The following is a 15,738-nucleotide window of genomic DNA, read 5'->3' as shown; positions in this document are numbered from 1 at the left end:
CCCCAGGGTTTTGCAGGGTTAGGGGGCCGCCAAGTGCGCAGGACCCTAGGGTTTTGCGAAGTTGGTCCGTGGGTCAGCGGGTACGGGCGGCGATGCGGCGGACGGCGAGACCCTGGAGCACCATCGAGGCGGCGAGGCAGGCGCCGACGCCCTCGCCCGAGCGCAGGCGCAGGTCGAGCAGCGGCTCGAGGCCCAGCTCGCGCAGCACGAGGGCGTGCGCCCGCTCGCGGCTGACCTGCCCGGCGAGCAGGTAGGCCTGGGCGGCCGGCTCGAGGCGCGCGGCGATGACGCCGGGCAGCGAGGCGGCGAGTCCGTCGAGCACGACCGGAGCGCCAGCGGCGGCAGCCCCGAGCGTGACACCCGTGAGCAGAGCGATCTCGGGTCCACCGACCATCGCGAGGAGGCGAAGGGGGTCCCGCTCACCCTGCGTACGGGCGAGCGCCGCGGCGACGACGTCGCGCTTGCGCGCGACCATGTCGGCATCCGAACCGGAACCCAGGCCGACCGCGTCCTGCGGCTCGAGGTCGAGGAGGGCGCAGGCCAGGGCTGCAGCGACGGTCGTGTTGCCGACGCCGACCTCGCCGAGGCAGACGAGCCCGGAGGCCGCGGCCGCGGTGCCGATGTTGCGCCCCGCAGCGATCAGGGCCTCGACGTCGGCGAGGGGCATCGCGTCGGTGGTCGCGAGGTCACCCCGCTCCCCCGTGGCGCGTGCTTCGTGGGCGTCCGGGACCGCCTGTGCCACACCGGCGTCCACGCCGATGACGGCGAGTCCGGCTCCCTTCGCCGTGGCGGCACCGAGCGAGGTGCCGGCGACGGTCGCAGCGAGCACGTCGTGGGTCGTGGCGGCCGGGAAGGCGCTCACGCCCAGGCCCGTGACCGGGTGGTCGGCGCCGGCGAGGACGAGGGTGCCGCCGGTGAGGTCCTGCGCGCCGACGGCGAGCACGCGGTTGAGCGCGCGGTCGAGGACACCGAGGGACTCCGGCGGCGAGAGCAGCTCGTCGGCGGCGTCGGTCGCGCCGACGAGACGCGTCGGCTCGGGCCCGCGCAGGTGCGAGACCGGCTGCTGGGGTGCGCCCTCGTCGGCCGGCCAGCGCTCGCGCAGGACGACCTGCTCGAGCGGGGTCTTCTTCGACCAGGCGGCGCGCTCGAGACCCGGCGACGGCGGCCGCTCGTCGGGCCAGCCGAGGCAGAGCCAGCCGAGCGTGACCACGCCCTCGGGCAGACCGAGCAGGTCGGCGAGCTCATCAGGGTCGAAGAGCGTCACCCATCCCATGCCGAGGCCGTGGGCGCGGGCGGTGAGCCACATGTTCTCGATGGCCGTCGCGCAGGACCAGAGATCTGCGTCGGGGAAGGTCGCCCGACCGAGGACGCCGGTCGCCGGGGTACGCCGGTCGCAGGCGACGACGACGCCGACGGGGGCCTCGCGCAGGCCCTCGAGCTTGAGGTCGAGCATGCGCGCGGCACGCTCCGAGGCGAGGTGCGCGGCCTGGTCGACCCGCGCCCTGTCGGCCATCGCGGCGGCCCGGTCACGGGTCGCCGGGTCGGTGACGACGATGAAGCGCCAGGGCTGCGAGTGGCCGACGCTCGGCGCCCGGTGCCCGGCCTCGAGGACGGCTGTGATGAGCTCCTCGGGCACGGCGTCCGGCCGGTAGCGCCGGATGTCGCGCCGGCCGGCGACGACGGAGGCGAGGGCCTCGGTGACGGCCTCGCCCATGGCCCAGCCCGAGGGGTCCTCGCGACGCTGCGCCGCGCTGCTCGTGTCACCGATCGTCGGGACCGGGCGGGCGTACCGGGCGCCGTCGAGGCCCCCGCCCTCGCCCTGCCCCGCGCTCACTCGTCGTCCTCGAGGTCGCCCTCGATGTCGAGGTAGACCTGCTGCATCGCGCGCACGACCTCGGGGTCCGGCTCCTCCCACAGGCCGCGGTCGGCAGCCTCGGTGAGCTTTTCGACGATGCCACGCAGGGCCCACGGGTTGGCCCGGCGCATGAACTCCTGGTTGGTCTCGTCGAGGACGTAGTCCTGCGCGATCCGGTCGTACATCCAGTCGTGGACGACGCCGGCCGTCGCGTCGAAGCCGAAGAGGTAGTCGACGGTCGCCGCGAGCTCGAAGGCGCCCTTGTAGCCGTGGCGCTGCATCGCCGAGATCCACCGCGGGTTGACGACGCGCGAGCGGAAGACGCGGTTGGTCTCCTCCTGCAGCGTGCGGGTGCGCACCGCGTCGGGCGAGGTCGAGTCGCCGACATAGGCCTTGGGCTCGGCCCCGGTGAGCGCGCGGACGGTGGCGACCATGCCGCCGTGGTACTGGAAGTAGTCGTCGCTGTCGAGGATGTCGGACTCTCGGTTGTCGACATTCTTGGCCGCCACCTGGATGCGGCGGTAGGTGCGCTCCATGTCCTCGGCGGCCGGTGCGCCGTCGAGGTCGCGGCCGTAGGCGTAGCCGCCCCACGCGGTGTAGACCTGCGCGAGGTCGTCGTCGCTGCGCCAGTTGCCCGACTCGACGACCTGGAGGATGCCCGCTCCGTAGGACCCGGGCTTGGAGCCGAAGATCCGTGTGCGAGAGCGGCGCTCGTCACCGTGCTCGGCGAGGTCGGCGACCGTGTGGGCGCGCACGTGGTTGTCCTCGGGGGCCTCGTCGAGGCCGGCGACGAGCGCGACGGCGTCGTCGATGAGCGCGATGACGTGCGGGAAGGCATCGCGGAAGAAGCCCGAGATGCGCACGGTGACGTCGATGCGCGGGCGGCCGAGCTCCGCGAGCGGGATCGGCTCGAGACCGGTGACGCGGCGGGACTGCTCGTCCCACACCGGCGTCACGCCGAGCAGGGCGAGCACCTCACCGATGTCGTCGCCCGAGGTACGCATCGCCGACGTGCCCCACATCGACAGCCCGACCGAGGTCGGCAGCTCACCGGTCTCCTCGCGGTAGCGGGCGAGCAGCGAGTCGGCCATCGCGGTGCCGGTCTGGTAGGCCAGCCGCGAGGGGATCGCCTTGGGGTCGACGGAGTAGAAGTTGCGCCCGGTGGGCAGCACGTTGACCAGGCCACGAAGGGGAGACCCGCTCGGCCCCGCGGGGATGTAGCCGCCGTCGAGGGCGTGCAGCACCATCGGCAGCTCGCGCTCGGTCGCGGCGAGCCGCGGCACGACCTGCGTCGCGGCGAACTCGAGCACCCGGGTGACCTCGGCGGCCGCCTCCGGCGCGAGGTCGGGCTCGTGCTGCGCGACGAGATCGCCTGCGGCAGAGGCAGACCAGTCCGCGGCGGCGAGGGCCTCGACGAGGTGACGGGCCCTCCCTTCGACCGCATCGGTCTCGGTGGTGGAGGCATCCTCGGCGAGGCCGAGCGCCGCCCGCAGACCGGGGACGGACCCGACCTGGCCGGAGAAGACCTGCGCGGCACGCAGGACGGCGAGCACAAGGTTGACGAGCTCCTCGCCCTGCGGCGCCTGGCCGAGCACGTGCAGGCCGTCGCGGATCTGGACGTCCTTGATCTCGCAGAGCCAGCCGTCGACGTGCATGACGAGGTCGTCGAAGCCGTCGGCGTCGTCGAGGTCGACGTCGTCGCCCAGACCGAGGTCGACGTGCATCTGCGCGGCGTGCAGCAGCTGCCAGATCTCGCCCCGCAGGGCCGGCGCCTTGGCCGGGTCCATGACCGAGACGTTGCCGTACTCGTCGAGGAGCTGCTCGAGGCGGGAGATGTCGCCGTAGGACTCGGCGCGGGCCATCGGCGGGACGAGGTGGTCGACGATCGTCGCGTGGGCGCGGCGCTTGGCCTGCGTGCCCTCACCGGGGTCGTTGACGAGGAAGGGGTAGACGAGCGGCAGGTTGCCCAGGGCCGCGTCGGTACCGCAGGAGGCGGACATCGCGAGGTTCTTGCCCGAGAGCCACTCGAGGTTGCCGTGCTTGCCGACGTGGACGACGGCGTGCGCGCCGAACTCCTCCTCGATCCAGCGGTGGGTCGCGAGGTAGTGGTGCGTCGGCGGCAGGTCGGGGTCGTGGTAGATCGCGATGGGGTTCTCGCCGAAGCCGCGGGGCGGCTGGACGAGGAGCGCGACATTGCCGCGGACGAGGGCTGCGGTGACGATCTCGCCACTCGCGTCACGCGTCGTGTCGACGAAGACCTCGCCGGGCGCCTCGCCCCAGTGCTCGGTCATCGCCTCGCGCAGGTCGGCGGGGAAGGCGTCGAACCACTCCCGGTAGCGCGCGGCCGGGATGCGCACCTGCGCGCCCTCGACCTGCTCCTGGGTGAGCCACTCCTCGTCCTGCCCGCCGGCGGCAATGAGCTCGTGGATCAGGGCATTGCCCGAGGTCGTGTCGGACGCCTCGCCCTCGACCGGAGGGAGCGGGTCCATCCCCACGAAGCCGTCACCGAGGTCGTAGCCCGCCTCGCGCATCGCCCGCAGCAGGCGGATCGTCGAGACCGGGGTGTCGAGGCCGACGGCATTGCCCAGGCGGGAGTGCTTCGTCGGGTAGGCCGAGAGGACGACGGCGATCTTGCGCTCGGCGACCGGGGTGGAGCGCAGGCGCGCGTGGTTGACCGCGATGCCGGCGACGCGGGCGGCGCGCTCGGGGTCGGCGACGTAGTGCGGCAGGCCCTCGTCGTCGAACTCCTTGAAGGAGAAGGCGACCGTGATGAGGCGACCGTCGAACTCGGGGACGGCGACCTGGGTCGCCACGTCGAGCGGGCTCATGCCGTCGTCGGACTCCTCCCAGTCGGCGCGACCCCAGGTGAGGCACAGGCCCTGGAGGATCGGGATGTCGAGGGCGGCGAGCTTCTCGACGTCCCAGGCCTCGTCGTCCTCGCCGGCGCCGGCGGTGGCGGGCTTGGTGCCGCCGGCCGCGAGGACCGTCGTGACGAGGGCGTCGAGGGTGCCGAGCTCCTCGAGCAGGCCGTCGGGTGCGTCGCGCAGGGAGGCGGAGTGGATGACGACGCCCTGGCCGCCGGCCGCGTCGATCGCGTCGGCGAGCGCGTGCGCGTAGTCGGTGTTGCCGGCGGCGTACTGGGCCCGGTAGATGAGGACGCCGACGCGGGGCCGACGGGTGTCGCTGCCGGCGGTGTCGAGGGCGGCCGGCTCGTCGCGCTCGAGGACACCCCACTGGGGCAGCGCCTGCGGTGCCTCGAAGCCCTCACCGGTGAGCAGGAGGGTGTCGCCGAGGAAGGCGTGCAGCTGCGCGAGGTTGGCCGGGCCCCCTTCGGCGAGGTAGCGGTGGGCCTCGGCCGCGGTGCCGGGCGGGACCGTCGACAGCTCCATGAGGGCCGCGTCGGGTTCCTGGGTGCCGCCGAGGACGACGAGCGGGGCACTCGCCGTACGCAGGTCCGCGAAGCCCTCCCACAGCCCCTGCGGGGATCCGAGGTAGCGCACGACGACGATGTCGGCGCCGGCGACGCGCTCGGCGATCTGCTCGTCGGTGAGGCGAGCCGGGTTGCCGACGACATAGTCGACGCCAGCGCTCCGGGCGCTCAGCAGGTCGGTGTCGGAGGTGGACAGCAGGGCGACGGTGGTCACGTCTGGCTCCTTGGCGGGGGTCCGCGCCCCGCGGTCGAAGGGAGGGACCCGCACGGTCTCGTGCAGGCCGGCCGGCAGTGCGTGTCTGACTCGCGAAGGGGGCTTCGCTCACAGTGGCGGGACCGTCCCGGACTTGCACCGGGTTCCGCGCTGCTCGGTTGTCCGGCAGCCTACCGGGGCCGCGTAGGCTGCCCTGCCGTGAGCACACCGACGCCCTCCCGCAGCGGCGCCGACCGCTGCCCGGGGCTGCTCACCCCCTTCGTCTCGGCGGACGGGGCGATGGTGCGCCTGCGCATCCCCGGCGGTCGGGTAGATGCCTCCACGCTGCGCGAGATCTCTTCTCTCGCACAGCGATTCGGCAACCCGGACATCACGCTCACCTCACGTGGCAGCCTGCAGCTGCGCGGCCTGCCCGACCCGCTCCCCCGTGAGCTCATCACGGCGATCGGCGACCTCGGACTCGTCCCCTCCGGCCCGCACGACAAGGCGCGCAACATCGTCGCCGATCCACATGCCGGACTCGACGACCTCGTGACCGCCCTCGACGAGGGGCTGCTCGCGGACCCCGGGCTGGCCGGGCTGCCGGGGCGCTTCCTGCTCGCCGTCGCCTCCCCCGGCGGTCCCGTGCTCGCCGAGCCGTGGGACGTCGCGGTCGTGGCCGAGCCGGGCGAAGGGGGCATCGCACAGGTCGTCGCCGACGGTCGCGCGATCAGCGTCCCCCGCGACGAGGCCGCCGAGGCCGCGCTCGACGTCGCCCGACGCTTCCTCGCCGCACGCACCGACACCCGCACGTGGAACCTTCGCGACCTGCCGGACGAGGCCCGGGCCGACCTGCTGCCGGGGGGCGCTCCCTTCGACGTCGTGGCGGGCGGCCCGCCTTCGCCGGGGCCGGTGGGAGACGACCTCGTGGCGCTCGTGCCGCTGGGGCTGCTGACGCCGGCGATGGCCGCGGCGCTCGAGGGGACGCTCCGCATCACACCGTGGCGCTCGGTCGTCGTGCCGGGGGGCGCGGCGCGGGCCGCGGAACTCGCGGCGGCCGGCTTCGCCACGACCGCCGACTCCCCCTGGACCGTCCTCACCGCCTGCGCCGGAGCCCCGTCGTGCGGGCGCACGACGACCCGCACGCGCGACCTCGCCACGGAGGCCGCCCCCTTCGTCGACGTCACCGGACCCGTCGTGCACGTCATCGGCTGCGAGCGCTCGTGCGGCCACCCCGCCCGCGCCCACGCGACCGCCCTCAACCCCACCAGCGCAGCGGATGTCGTTGCGGCACAACACGAGAAGGCTTGATGAACTCCCTTCGCCAACCGCCTCGCCGGTACGACTACGTCACCGACGGGCAGGAGATCTACCGCCGCTCCTTCGGGATGATCCGCGACGAGGCCGACCTCAGCGGTCTACCCACCGACCTCCACGGTGCTGCCGTGCGGATCATCCACGCCGCTGGTGACGTCGGCATCACGAGCGAGATCGCCGGCCACCCCGAGGTCGCCGCTGCCGCCCACGCCGCGCTCGTCGCCGGGGCGCCGATCCTCACCGACAGCAACATGCTCGCGCAGGGCGTCACCCGCCGCCGCCTGCCCGCCGACAACGAGGTGGTCTGCACGCTGCGCGAGCCGCAGGTGCCCGACCTCGCCGCCCAGTGGGGCACGACACGCGCGGCCGCCGCCGTCTCGCTCTGGGGTGCGCGCCTCGAGGGTGCCGTCGTCGCGATCGGCAATGCCCCGACCGCCCTCTTCCACCTGCTCGAGCTGCTCCACGACGGCGCGCCGCGACCGGCCGCCATCATCGGGATGCCCGTCGGCTTCGTCGGGTCGGCCGAGTCCAAGGTCGCCCTCGCCGAGCACGACCTGCCCGGCGGCCCGGTCCCGTGGCTCGTCGTCCACGGCCGCCGGGGCGGGTCCGCGATGGCTGCCGCCGCGCTCAACGCCCTCGCGCACCGGGACGAGCTGGCATGAGCGGCGGCCGCTTCTACGGCGTCGGCATCGGCCCCGGCGACCCCGAGCTCATCACTCTCAAGGCCGCCCGGCTCATCCGTGACGCCGACGTCATCGCCTACCACGCGGGCACCGGCAAGCAGTCGCTCGCGCGCTCCATCGCCGCCGACCTCATCCCCGAGGGCGCCATCGAGGAAGAGCTGCGCTACCCGGTGACGACCGGTTTCACCGACCACCCTCGCGGCTACTACGGGGCCCTAGCCGACTTCTACGACGAGTGCTGCGACCGGCTCGAGACCCACCTTGCTGCCGGCCGCAGCGTCGTCGTCCTCGCCATCGGCGACCCGCTCTTCTTCGGCTCCTTCATGTACGTCCATGACCGGCTGAGTCCGCGCTACCCCACCGAGGTCGTCCCCGGGATCACCTCGCTGTCCGCCGCCACCGCCGCGGTCGCGACCGGCCTGTGCCGTCACGAGGACACCCTCACCGTCCTGCCCGGCACCTTGCCCGTGCCCGAGCTTGCTCGGCGTCTCGCCGACACCGATGCGGCGATCATCATGAAGCTCGGCCGCACCTTCGCCGGTGTCCGAGAGGCCCTGCGCCAGGCAGGGATGCTCGAGCGTGCCGTCTACGTCGAGCGCGCGTCCTACCCGGGCGAGCTCGTCATGCCGGCTGCCGAGGTCGACGAGGGGCGGGTGCCCTACATGTCGCTCGTCGTCGTCCCCGGCGAGGGGCTGCGGGACGACGCCGCCGGGCGGGCCGCGGACTTCGCGCGGCTGACGGCGGGCACCTCCGACGAAGGGGGCGAGCCCTCCCCTTCGTCCGTCGGCACCGTCCACGTCGTCGGTCTCGGGCCGGGGCCGGACCACTGGCTGACACCGCAGGCGAGCGAGGTACTCGCCCGGGTCGACCACGTCGTCGGCTATGCGCCCTACGTCGCGCGGGTGCCGCAGCGCGAGGGCCTGACCCGCCACGCCTCCGGCAACTCCGTCGAGCTCGACCGCGGGCGCCTGGCGCTCGACCTGGCCCGCGAGGGGGCGGACGTCGCGCTCGTCTCGGGTGGTGACGCTGGGGTCTTCGGCATGGCGACGGCGCTCTTCGAGTCGCGCGAAGCGGCCCTGTCCGACGACCCCGGCTACGCCGACGTGCCGGTCGAGGTGGTGCCGGGCGTCACCGCCGCGCACGCGGCGAGCGCCCTCGTCGGTGCCGTCCTCGGCGGCGACCACGCCCTGGTCAACCTCAGCGACAACCTCAAGCCGTGGGACGTCCTCGCCGCACGGCTGACCGCGCTCGCGACGAACGACATCTCGATCGCCCTCTACAACCCGCGCTCCCGCTCCCGCCCGGACACCCTCGGCGCCGCCCGTGACCTGCTCGTCGACGCGGTCGGCCCGGACCGCGTCGTCGTCGTCGCGCGCCACGTCGGCCGCGACGAGGAGTCGTCGTGGGTGACGACCCTCGGCGAGCTCGACGTCGAGGCCGTCGACATGGGCTGCCTCGTCGTCGTCGGTGCCTCGACGACCCGGGTCACCGACGACGGTCGGGTGTGGACCCCGCGCTCGGTGGACTGACTGCCGTGCACAAGAGGTCGCACTGAGGGCGATCTGGCGCGGTCAACGCCACGAGATGCACCAGGACGACCTCTTGTGCTCACCCCCAGAAGGGCGGCGGTCCTGCCGGTGCGTCCTCGCGCGGCGACGGCAACCGGGTGCCGTCTCCCCACCCCTTCGCCCAGTCCGGCACGTGGCTGGGCGGCGGCGTCATCCCGAGCATCGGCCACAGCCGGTCGGTGTCGACGCCCTTGCCGCGCTGGAGGAAGCGCATGCGCACCAGCGCCTGCGCGCTCACCTGACCGTCCACGACGAAACGCTGCTCGAAGAAGACGCTGACGCGGTCCCAGCCGGCGATCACGGTGTGCAGCTCGTAGGCCTGCAGCGGCTGCAGCGAGCTGCGGAAGGTCATCGTCTCCTGCATGACGACCGGCGCCACCCGCTTGCGCACCTGCGCCAGACCCCACCCGGAGCGGATCGCCAGGTCGATGCGCCCGAGGTCGGCCATCGTGAAGTAGACGCCGTTGTTCATGTGCCACGCGAAGTCGATGTCGTTGGGCAGCACCCGCAACGGCAGCACGGCGACCTCACCGGGTGCGACGGGCCCGCGACGCCTCGCGGTGGCGACGGTCCACAGGATGCGGGGGACGCGGTTCATCGTGGGTGTCCTCGGGTGGTCTCGAGCAGGGCGAAGGGAGCGTAACCGCGCCTCGTCGCGGCGCCGCGGACGGATGTCGGTGGTGCCTGTCACGCTGGGTCGATGGCGACGATCTACTGCACCGCGACGAGTCTCGACGGCTACATCGCCGACGACGAGGAGAGCCTGTCATGGCTCTTCGCGACGCCGGCCCACGACAAGGACCCGGGCGGAAGGTACGGCGACGGGGACAGCCTCGACTTCGACCAGTTCATCCCGACGGTCGGGGCCGTCGTGTGCGGGGCCAACACCTATGCGTGGGTGCACCGCGAGCTGACGCACGACGGGCGGGACTTCGCCTGGCCCTACGAGCAGCCCTCGTGGATCGTCACGCACCGCGACCTCGACCTGCCCGAGGGGGTGCAGGCGCACGCGGGCGACGTGCGCGAGCTGCACGCCGCGGCGACCGAGGCGGCAGCGGGCAAGGACGTGTGGATCGTCGGCGGCGGCGACCTCGCCGGTCAGTTCGCCGACGCCGGGCTGCTCGACAAGGTGTGGGTCCACCAGACGCCCGTCGTCCTGGGCGCCGGCGCTCCCCTGCTGCCGCGGCGCCTGCGGCTGCGGCGCGAGCGGGTCGAGCGCGATGGTCAGTTCACGGCCATGCTCTTCGAGGTCGTCGGGCCCGAGCCGCGGCGTGCCGGTGAGGTCGACGGCGCGGCCGAGGTCTACGCCGAGGGGTGAGGCGGCGCGACGCTACGGTCGAGGGGTGAACCAGCCGCCCTTCGAGCACGAGGTCCCCTTCGACGCGCCGGCCCGCGAGCAGCTCCTCGCCTTCGTCGACGAGCACCGTGCCCTGCTCACGTCGTGCCTCGACGACCTGACCGAGGACGAGGCACGCCGCAGCCTCGTGCCCTCGCGCACGACCCTGCTCGGGCTGGTCAAGCACGCCACCTTCGTCGAGCGGGTCTGGTTCGACGAAGGCGTCCGGGGTCGCTCGCGCGCCGAGATCGGCATCCCCGCAACACCCGACGAGTCCTTCGCGCTGACCGCCGAGGACACCATCGCCTCCGTCGTCGCGGCCCACCGACAGGCCTGCGCGGACGGCCGGGCCGCGATCGCCGACCTCGATCTCGACGACGTGGTGACCGGCAACCGTCGGGGGCCGCTCCCCCTTCGCTGGGTCCTCCTGCACGTGCTGCGCGAGCTCGCCCAGCACGCGGGCCACGCCGACATCCTGCGCGAGCAGGTACTGGCCGCCCGCGAGGGCTGACCCGCGGTTTATCGGGTGACCCGAGAACCGTGGGACGCGTGGGACGACCCGAGCGCCACCGCCACCTCGGCGGGCGTGCGGGGCCAGCCGACCGCGGCCGGCTCGATCCCCATCTCGCGCAGCAGCTGCACCGACCACGGCGGGCGCAGCCGGGCCGCCTCGACGAGGGCACCGTCGGTCAGGGCGTCGGTCACCTCACCCTGGTGGACGACGTGGTCGACGACGAGCGCGACCTCGTCGGCCCAGCTCCAGGCGAGGTCGACGTCGTGGGTCGACAGCACGACCGTCGTGCCGTGCGCCTCGAGCGCCGCGACGGCGGCGAGCATCTCCTCGACACCGGCCGGGTCGAGCCCCGCCGTCGGCTCGTCGAGCAGCAGCACCCGGGGGTGCATCGCGAGCGCACCGGCCACGGCGACCCGCTTGCGCTGACCGAAGGAGAGCCGGTGCACCGGACGGTCGGCGAGCGCCGCGAGCGAGAGCACCGCGAGCGCCTCGTCGACCCGGTCCGCGATCTCCTCAGCAGGCAACCCGAGGTTGGTCGGCCCGTAGGCGATGTCGCTGCGCACGTCGGCGCTGAAGAGCTGGTCGTCCGGGTCCTGCATGACCAGCTGCACCCGCTGCCGGTGGGCGGTCAGGCCGCGCCGCGTGTGCCGCAGCACCTCACCGCTCGAGACGACCGCCCCCTCGGCCGGCTCGTGAGCGCCGGACAGCACGCGCAGCAGCGTCGTCTTGCCCGAGCCGTTGGCCCCGAGGATCGCGATCCGTCGACCGGTGCCGATCGTCAGGCTGACGCAGTCGAGGACGCCCGGAGCCCCGGGATAGCCGGCGTGCACGCCGCGCAGCGCGAGGACGGTGGCCGCGTCGTCGGGAGGTGTCCAGGAGCCGAGGCGGTGCGTCATGCCAACCCCGCCCTCAGCGACAGCCCGGCCAGCCCGACGACGAGCGCTCCCGCCGCCAGGACGAAGGGGGTCGACACGGCCCGGGCAGGCACGAGCGGCACGGCGGCGACTCCCCCGCGGCCGGCCAGCCCGTCCTCGAGCCGGCGGGCCTTGTCCCACGCCGCGACGAGCACCGCGGCGCACAGCTGACCGACCGAGCGTCGCGCGGCCCGGCCGCTCGCGTAGCCCAGCCGCCCGGCCTGCGCGGCCCGGATCGCCGACGCGGCGTCGAGCAGGGCGAAGACCATGCGGTAGGTGACCGCGGCGATGTCGACGGCCACCTCCGGCACCCGCGCCCGGCGCAGGCCCGCGAGCAGGTCGACCATCGGGGTGGTGGCGGCCAGCAGGACCATCGCGCTCGTGGCCGCGAGCGCCCGGGCGGCGACGAGCACGGCCCGGGAGGCACTCCCTTCGTCGACGCCGATCGGACCGAAGGACCACAGGTCACCGGGGCCGAAGGTCACCGCGATGGTCACGGCCCCGATGCCGACGAAGACCGCCGGCCCGAGCATCGCCCGCAGCCACACGCCGACCGGGACCCGGGCGAGCGCCGCGAGGCCGACGGCGCAGGCCCCGACGAGCCCGGCCACCGCCATCGAGGTGGTCGTCGCGGCGACGAGGAGCAGGCCCAGGCAGAGGAGGGACTTCTCCAGCGTCGAGCGGGTCCGCCACCGGGAGGACCACGCGGCGTCGTCGAGGGAGAGCCTCACGTGCGCGACCCGTCGCCCTCGCCACCCGGCACCGCGCGGCGGCCCCGGAGCCGGCCGAAGACGTATCCGAGGACCAGCCCGCCGAGACCCGCCTGCAGGGCGAAGAGGCCCGACTCGATCTCGCCACCGGCGGGCGGCAGGAGCGGCTCGAACCACGGCTCGTGACCGGCCTCCTCGATCTGGGCGGTCGCGGCGGCATCGGACCCGCCGAAGGCCTCCTCCTCACCCGAGGCCGCCCGGCCACCGAGGTAGAGCGCGACGACGAGGACGAGGACGATGGCGCCGACGACGAGCGCGACGCCGCGCCGACCGAGGGTCTGGGTGGACTCACGCACGAGCGGCCTCCGTGGTCTCGACGGTCTCGGCGGGCACGACCTGCAGGTCCTCCAGCTCGGGCCGCGCCCACGCGATGAGGGCATTGAGGAGCAGCACGCCGACGAGGCCCTCGACGATCGCGAGCGGCACCTGGGTCACGGCGAAGATCCCGAGAAAGCGACCCCACGCCTCGACGAATCCCCCTTCGGGATAGGCCAGCGCGAGCTGCGTGGCGGTCGTGACATAGGTGGCGAGGTTGGCCATCGCGACGCCGACGAAGACCCGCACGACGAAGGGGGCCGCGGCGAGCAGCCGGAAGAGCCCGTAGCCGACCCAGGGCCCGACGACGGCCATCGAGACGACGTTGGCCCCGAGCGTCGTGATGCCACCGTGGGCGAGAAGCAGCGCCTGGAAGAGCAGCACGATCGTGCCGAGCAGGGCCATGACCGGGGGGCGGAAGATGATCGCGCCGACCCCGGTGCCCGTCGGGTGCGAGCTCGAGCCGGTGACCGACGGCAGCTTGATCGCCGACATGACGAAGGTGAAGGCGCCGGCAGCGCCGAGCAGCAGGCGGGCACTCGGGTTGTCCCGCACGACGCGGGCGGCACTGCGGGTGCCATGGATGACGAAGGGGGCGGCGACAGCGGTCCACGCGGCGGCGTGGACCGGGGGCAGGAAGCCCTCGGCTATGTGCATCGGTGCACTCTCTCTCTGGCCGGATGACGCGTCCGACCGCGGCAGCCCTCGCCCCGGAGTTCCTGACTCGCGGAAGACCCGCTCACAGTGGCGCGACCGTCCCGGACTCTCACCGGGTTCCCCCAGGTGGAGGCGAAGGCTGCGGCCGAGACTAGCGAAGCCCACCCGGGATGTCTGCCGCCGTCCGCTCCTCGCGCCCGGCCGCGCGGCGGCACGAGTAGAGGTGCGACTCGACGAAGCCCTCGGCCCGCAGCGCCCACCCGACGACGATGATCGCGGCCTGCCGCAGGTCGTGCGCCTCGACCTGGTCGGCGATGTCGGCGAGGGTGCCGCGCAGGACGATCTCCTCGGGTTGCTCCACCCGGTAGGCGACGGCGACGGGGCAGTCGGCGCCGTAGTGCTCGGCGAGCCGGTCCGCGAGCTCGCGGGCGCGGCGGATCGCCAGGTGCAGCACGAGGGTCGCACCGGTCGCGGCGAAGGCCTCGAGGCTCTCCCCCGACGGCATCGCCGTCGAGTCGCGCTGCGCGCGGGTGAGCACGACGGATTGGGCGACCTCGGGCACGGTGAGCTCGCGGCCCAGCCGGGCGGCGGTCGCGGCGTAGGCGGCGATGCCGGGCGTGATGTCCCACGGCACGCCGGCGGCGTCGAGCCGGCGGGTCTGCTCGGCGATCGCGGAGTAGACGCTCGGGTCGCCGGAGCACAGCCGGGCGACGTCCTCGCCGCGCTCGTGCGCGGCGACGCACTCGGCGGTGATCCCGTCGAGGTCGAGGTCCTGGGTGTCGACGAGCCGGGCGCCCTCGGGGCAGTGCTCGAGGACGGCGGCGTCGAGGTAGGTGCCGGCGTAGAGGCAGACCGGGCTCGCCGCGAGCAGTCGGGTCGCGCGGATCGTCAGCAGGTCGGCGGCACCGGGGCCGGCGCCGATGAAGTGAACGGTCATGTCTGGTCCTCGGAGTCGGTGCGGATCGCGGCGAGCTGGGTGACGGTGCGGGCGGGCGTCCACGACAGGAAGCGCCCGAGCGGCACGGCCCGCTCCACCGACAGGCGGGTGAGCTCGCCCCCGGTGCGGGCGTGCAGGCCGATGAGTGCCGCGTCCCCCTCGAGCGTCACGGCGTGCGCGACGAGCCGTCCGCCGGGGCGAAGGGAGGACCAGGCCCGGTCGAGCAGGTCGGGGTCGAGCCCGCCGCCGACGAAGACCGCGTCGGGTGCGGGCAGCGTCGTCAGGTCGGTGCCGGCGGTGTCGCCGACGACGACGTCGACCCGAGCAGCGAGGCCGAGGGCGGCGGCGTTGTCGCGGATGCGCTGGGCGCGGGTCGCGTCGCGCTCGACGCAGGTGACGGTCGCGCGGTCGACGGCGAGGCACCACTCGAGGGCCACGGAGCCGTTGCCGGCGCCGAGGTCCCACAGGTGCGCACCGGGCGTGGGGCGCAGGCGGGCCAGGCCGCTCGCGCGCACGTCGCGCTTCGTCAGCTGGCCGTCGTGGTCGATGAAGTCCTCGGGGCGGCCGGGCACCGGGCCAGCGGTCGCGCCGGCCACGGTGGGGTCGTCGGCGCGCACGTCGAGGCAGGCGAGCACGAGGTCGGGCGTGGCCTCGACGAAACTGTCGGCGCGGGCCGAACGGGCGCCCTCGTCGGGCCCGCCGAGGTGCCAGCGGGCGGTGAGCGTCGTTGCGCCCCAGCCGTACTCGGTGAGCAGGGCCGCCAGACGGGCCGGACCGTCACCGTCGGAGAGGAGCACGACGAGGCGGGCACCGTCGGTCAGGTGGGGCAGGAGCGCGCGCAGGTCGCGCCCGACCGTCGTGACGACGAGCGTCTCCTCCGCGGACCAGCCCTGTCTGGCCCGGGCGAGGGCATCGCTGCCGACGGCAGGGTGGACGCGGACACGCTCGGCCCCGACGACGTCGATGAGGGTCGTCGCGATGCCGGAACGCAGCGGGTCGCCGCTCGCGAGGACGACGGCGTCGGGGTGGGCCTCGACGAGTCCGCGCAGCGCCGGACGAAGGGGGCTGGGCCAGGGCACGAGCCGGGCCTCCGGCGCGTGGAGGGCGAGCAGGTCGAGGTGGCGGGCGCCCCCGAGGAGGGTCGTGGCACCGGCGATGAGGGCGCGTCGGGCCTCGTCCAGGCCGGACCACCCGTCGTCCCCGATACCCACGACCTCGATCACGGACGCCCACCCTAGGGCCTTGCCCC

Annotated in this window: 14 protein-coding genes and 2 riboswitches; of the genes, 5 read left to right on the top strand and 9 right to left on the bottom strand. The window is 74.1% G+C overall.

The genetic code is table 11. The features are described from left to right. Nucleotides 1-73: 73 nt before the first annotated feature. Together bluB and cobN are read right to left on the bottom strand one after the other, a co-directional pair. Nucleotides 74-1,834, bottom strand: coding sequence for a 5,6-dimethylbenzimidazole synthase (gene bluB, locus ACQBJO_RS05990; RefSeq protein WP_421006808.1), 1,761 nt, complete (start codon nt 1,832-1,834; stop codon nt 74-76). After that, on the bottom strand, nt 1,831-5,499 hold the full coding sequence (gene cobN, locus ACQBJO_RS05985) for a cobaltochelatase subunit CobN (RefSeq protein WP_421006809.1): 3,669 nt from the start codon (nt 5,497-5,499) through the stop codon (nt 1,831-1,833). Before cobN ends, bluB begins: the two co-directional genes overlap by 4 nt. 81 nt (nt 5,500-5,580) lie before the next feature. Next, a riboswitch (cobalamin riboswitch) is annotated at nt 5,581-5,646 on the bottom strand. 51 nt (nt 5,647-5,697) lie between these two features. Here cobN and ACQBJO_RS05980 point away from each other — a divergent pair. Genes ACQBJO_RS05980 through ACQBJO_RS05970 form a run of 3 tightly spaced genes read left to right on the top strand, consistent with a single transcriptional unit; the run spans nt 5,698 to nt 9,007 of the window. Next, nucleotides 5,698-6,789 (top strand): cobalamin biosynthesis protein CobG, encoded by a 1,092-nt coding sequence (locus tag ACQBJO_RS05980; RefSeq protein ID WP_421006810.1) that lies wholly within the window; start codon nt 5,698-5,700, stop codon nt 6,787-6,789. Next, nucleotides 6,789-7,457, top strand: a complete 669-nt coding sequence (locus tag ACQBJO_RS05975) for a precorrin-8X methylmutase (RefSeq protein ID WP_421006811.1) — start codon at nt 6,789-6,791, stop codon at nt 7,455-7,457. Before ACQBJO_RS05980 ends, ACQBJO_RS05975 begins: the two co-directional genes overlap by 1 nt. Beyond that, nucleotides 7,454-9,007, top strand: coding sequence for a precorrin-2 C(20)-methyltransferase (locus ACQBJO_RS05970; protein ID WP_421006812.1), 1,554 nt, complete (start codon nt 7,454-7,456; stop codon nt 9,005-9,007). Before ACQBJO_RS05975 ends, ACQBJO_RS05970 begins: the two co-directional genes overlap by 4 nt. A 79-nt stretch (nt 9,008-9,086) precedes the next feature. Here the strand turns inward: ACQBJO_RS05970 and ACQBJO_RS05965 are convergent, their stop codons facing one another. Next, nucleotides 9,087-9,644 carry an acyl-CoA thioesterase gene (locus ACQBJO_RS05965; RefSeq protein WP_255185836.1) on the bottom strand — a complete coding sequence of 186 codons (558 nt, stop codon included), beginning with the start codon at nt 9,642-9,644 and terminating at the stop codon, nt 9,087-9,089. Nucleotides 9,645-9,746: 102 nt separating this feature from the next. Here ACQBJO_RS05965 and ACQBJO_RS05960 point away from each other — a divergent pair, with 102 nt between their 5' ends. Both ACQBJO_RS05960 and ACQBJO_RS05955 read left to right on the top strand, forming a co-directional pair. Then, nucleotides 9,747-10,364, top strand: coding sequence for a dihydrofolate reductase family protein (locus ACQBJO_RS05960; protein WP_421006813.1), 618 nt, complete (start codon nt 9,747-9,749; stop codon nt 10,362-10,364). Nucleotides 10,365-10,389: 25 nt separating this feature from the next. Further along, nucleotides 10,390-10,893 carry a DinB family protein gene (locus ACQBJO_RS05955; protein ID WP_421006814.1) on the top strand — a complete coding sequence of 168 codons (504 nt, stop codon included), beginning with the start codon at nt 10,390-10,392 and terminating at the stop codon, nt 10,891-10,893. 8 nt (nt 10,894-10,901) lie between these two features. Here the strand turns inward: ACQBJO_RS05955 and ACQBJO_RS05950 are convergent, their stop codons facing one another. The 6 genes from ACQBJO_RS05950 to cbiE all read right to left on the bottom strand — a co-directional run bounded on the left by ACQBJO_RS05950 (nt 10,902) and on the right by cbiE (nt 15,712). Beyond that, nucleotides 10,902-11,792, bottom strand: a complete 891-nt coding sequence (locus tag ACQBJO_RS05950) for an energy-coupling factor ABC transporter ATP-binding protein (protein WP_421006815.1) — start codon at nt 11,790-11,792, stop codon at nt 10,902-10,904. Then, nucleotides 11,789-12,541 carry a cobalt ECF transporter T component CbiQ gene (gene cbiQ, locus ACQBJO_RS05945; RefSeq protein ID WP_421006816.1) on the bottom strand — a complete coding sequence of 251 codons (753 nt, stop codon included), beginning with the start codon at nt 12,539-12,541 and terminating at the stop codon, nt 11,789-11,791. The genes ACQBJO_RS05950 and cbiQ overlap by 4 nt, the downstream gene beginning before the upstream one ends. After that, nucleotides 12,538-12,876 (bottom strand): energy-coupling factor ABC transporter substrate-binding protein, encoded by a 339-nt coding sequence (locus ACQBJO_RS05940; RefSeq protein ID WP_421006817.1) that lies wholly within the window; start codon nt 12,874-12,876, stop codon nt 12,538-12,540. Before ACQBJO_RS05940 ends, cbiQ begins: the two co-directional genes overlap by 4 nt. Further along, nucleotides 12,869-13,552 (bottom strand): energy-coupling factor ABC transporter permease, encoded by a 684-nt coding sequence (locus ACQBJO_RS05935; protein WP_421006818.1) that lies wholly within the window; start codon nt 13,550-13,552, stop codon nt 12,869-12,871. Before ACQBJO_RS05935 ends, ACQBJO_RS05940 begins: the two co-directional genes overlap by 8 nt. 35 nt (nt 13,553-13,587) lie before the next feature. Beyond that, nucleotides 13,588-13,702: riboswitch (cobalamin riboswitch) on the bottom strand. Between the two features lies 1 nt (nt 13,703). Then, nucleotides 13,704-14,489: a precorrin-4 C(11)-methyltransferase gene (gene cobM, locus ACQBJO_RS05930; protein WP_421006819.1), complete on the bottom strand. Its 786-nt coding sequence runs from the start codon at nt 14,487-14,489 to the stop codon at nt 13,704-13,706. After that, nucleotides 14,486-15,712 carry a precorrin-6y C5,15-methyltransferase (decarboxylating) subunit CbiE gene (cbiE, locus tag ACQBJO_RS05925; protein WP_421006820.1) on the bottom strand — a complete coding sequence of 409 codons (1,227 nt, stop codon included), beginning with the start codon at nt 15,710-15,712 and terminating at the stop codon, nt 14,486-14,488. The genes cobM and cbiE overlap by 4 nt, the downstream gene beginning before the upstream one ends. Nucleotides 15,713-15,738: the final 26 nt, after the last annotated feature.

The organism is Janibacter zhangyanbonis, assembly GCF_050507325.1.
Lineage (GTDB): Bacteria > Actinomycetota > Actinomycetes > Actinomycetales > Dermatophilaceae > Janibacter.
The sequence above is the reverse complement of the archived record's forward strand: the minus strand, read 5'-3'. Positions and strand labels throughout refer to the sequence as shown.

Bases quoted from the DNA above. Each gene is read 5' to 3' on its own strand.
- ACQBJO_RS05975 (WP_421006811.1), top strand. From the start codon at position 6,789: ATGAACTCCCTTCGCCAACCGCCTCGCCGGTACGACTACGTCACCGAC.
- ACQBJO_RS05970 (WP_421006812.1), top strand. From the start codon at position 7,454: ATGAGCGGCGGCCGCTTCTACGGCGTCGGCATCGGCCCCGGCGACCCC.
- ACQBJO_RS05965 (WP_255185836.1), bottom strand. From the start codon at position 9,644: ATGAACCGCGTCCCCCGCATCCTGTGGACCGTCGCCACCGCGAGGCGT.
- ACQBJO_RS05960 (WP_421006813.1), top strand. From the start codon at position 9,747: ATGGCGACGATCTACTGCACCGCGACGAGTCTCGACGGCTACATCGCC.
- ACQBJO_RS05950 (WP_421006815.1), bottom strand. From the start codon at position 11,792: ATGACGCACCGCCTCGGCTCCTGGACACCTCCCGACGACGCGGCCACC.
- ACQBJO_RS05935 (WP_421006818.1), bottom strand. From the start codon at position 13,552: ATGCACATAGCCGAGGGCTTCCTGCCCCCGGTCCACGCCGCCGCGTGG.
- cobM (WP_421006819.1), bottom strand. From the start codon at position 14,489: ATGACCGTTCACTTCATCGGCGCCGGCCCCGGTGCCGCCGACCTGCTG.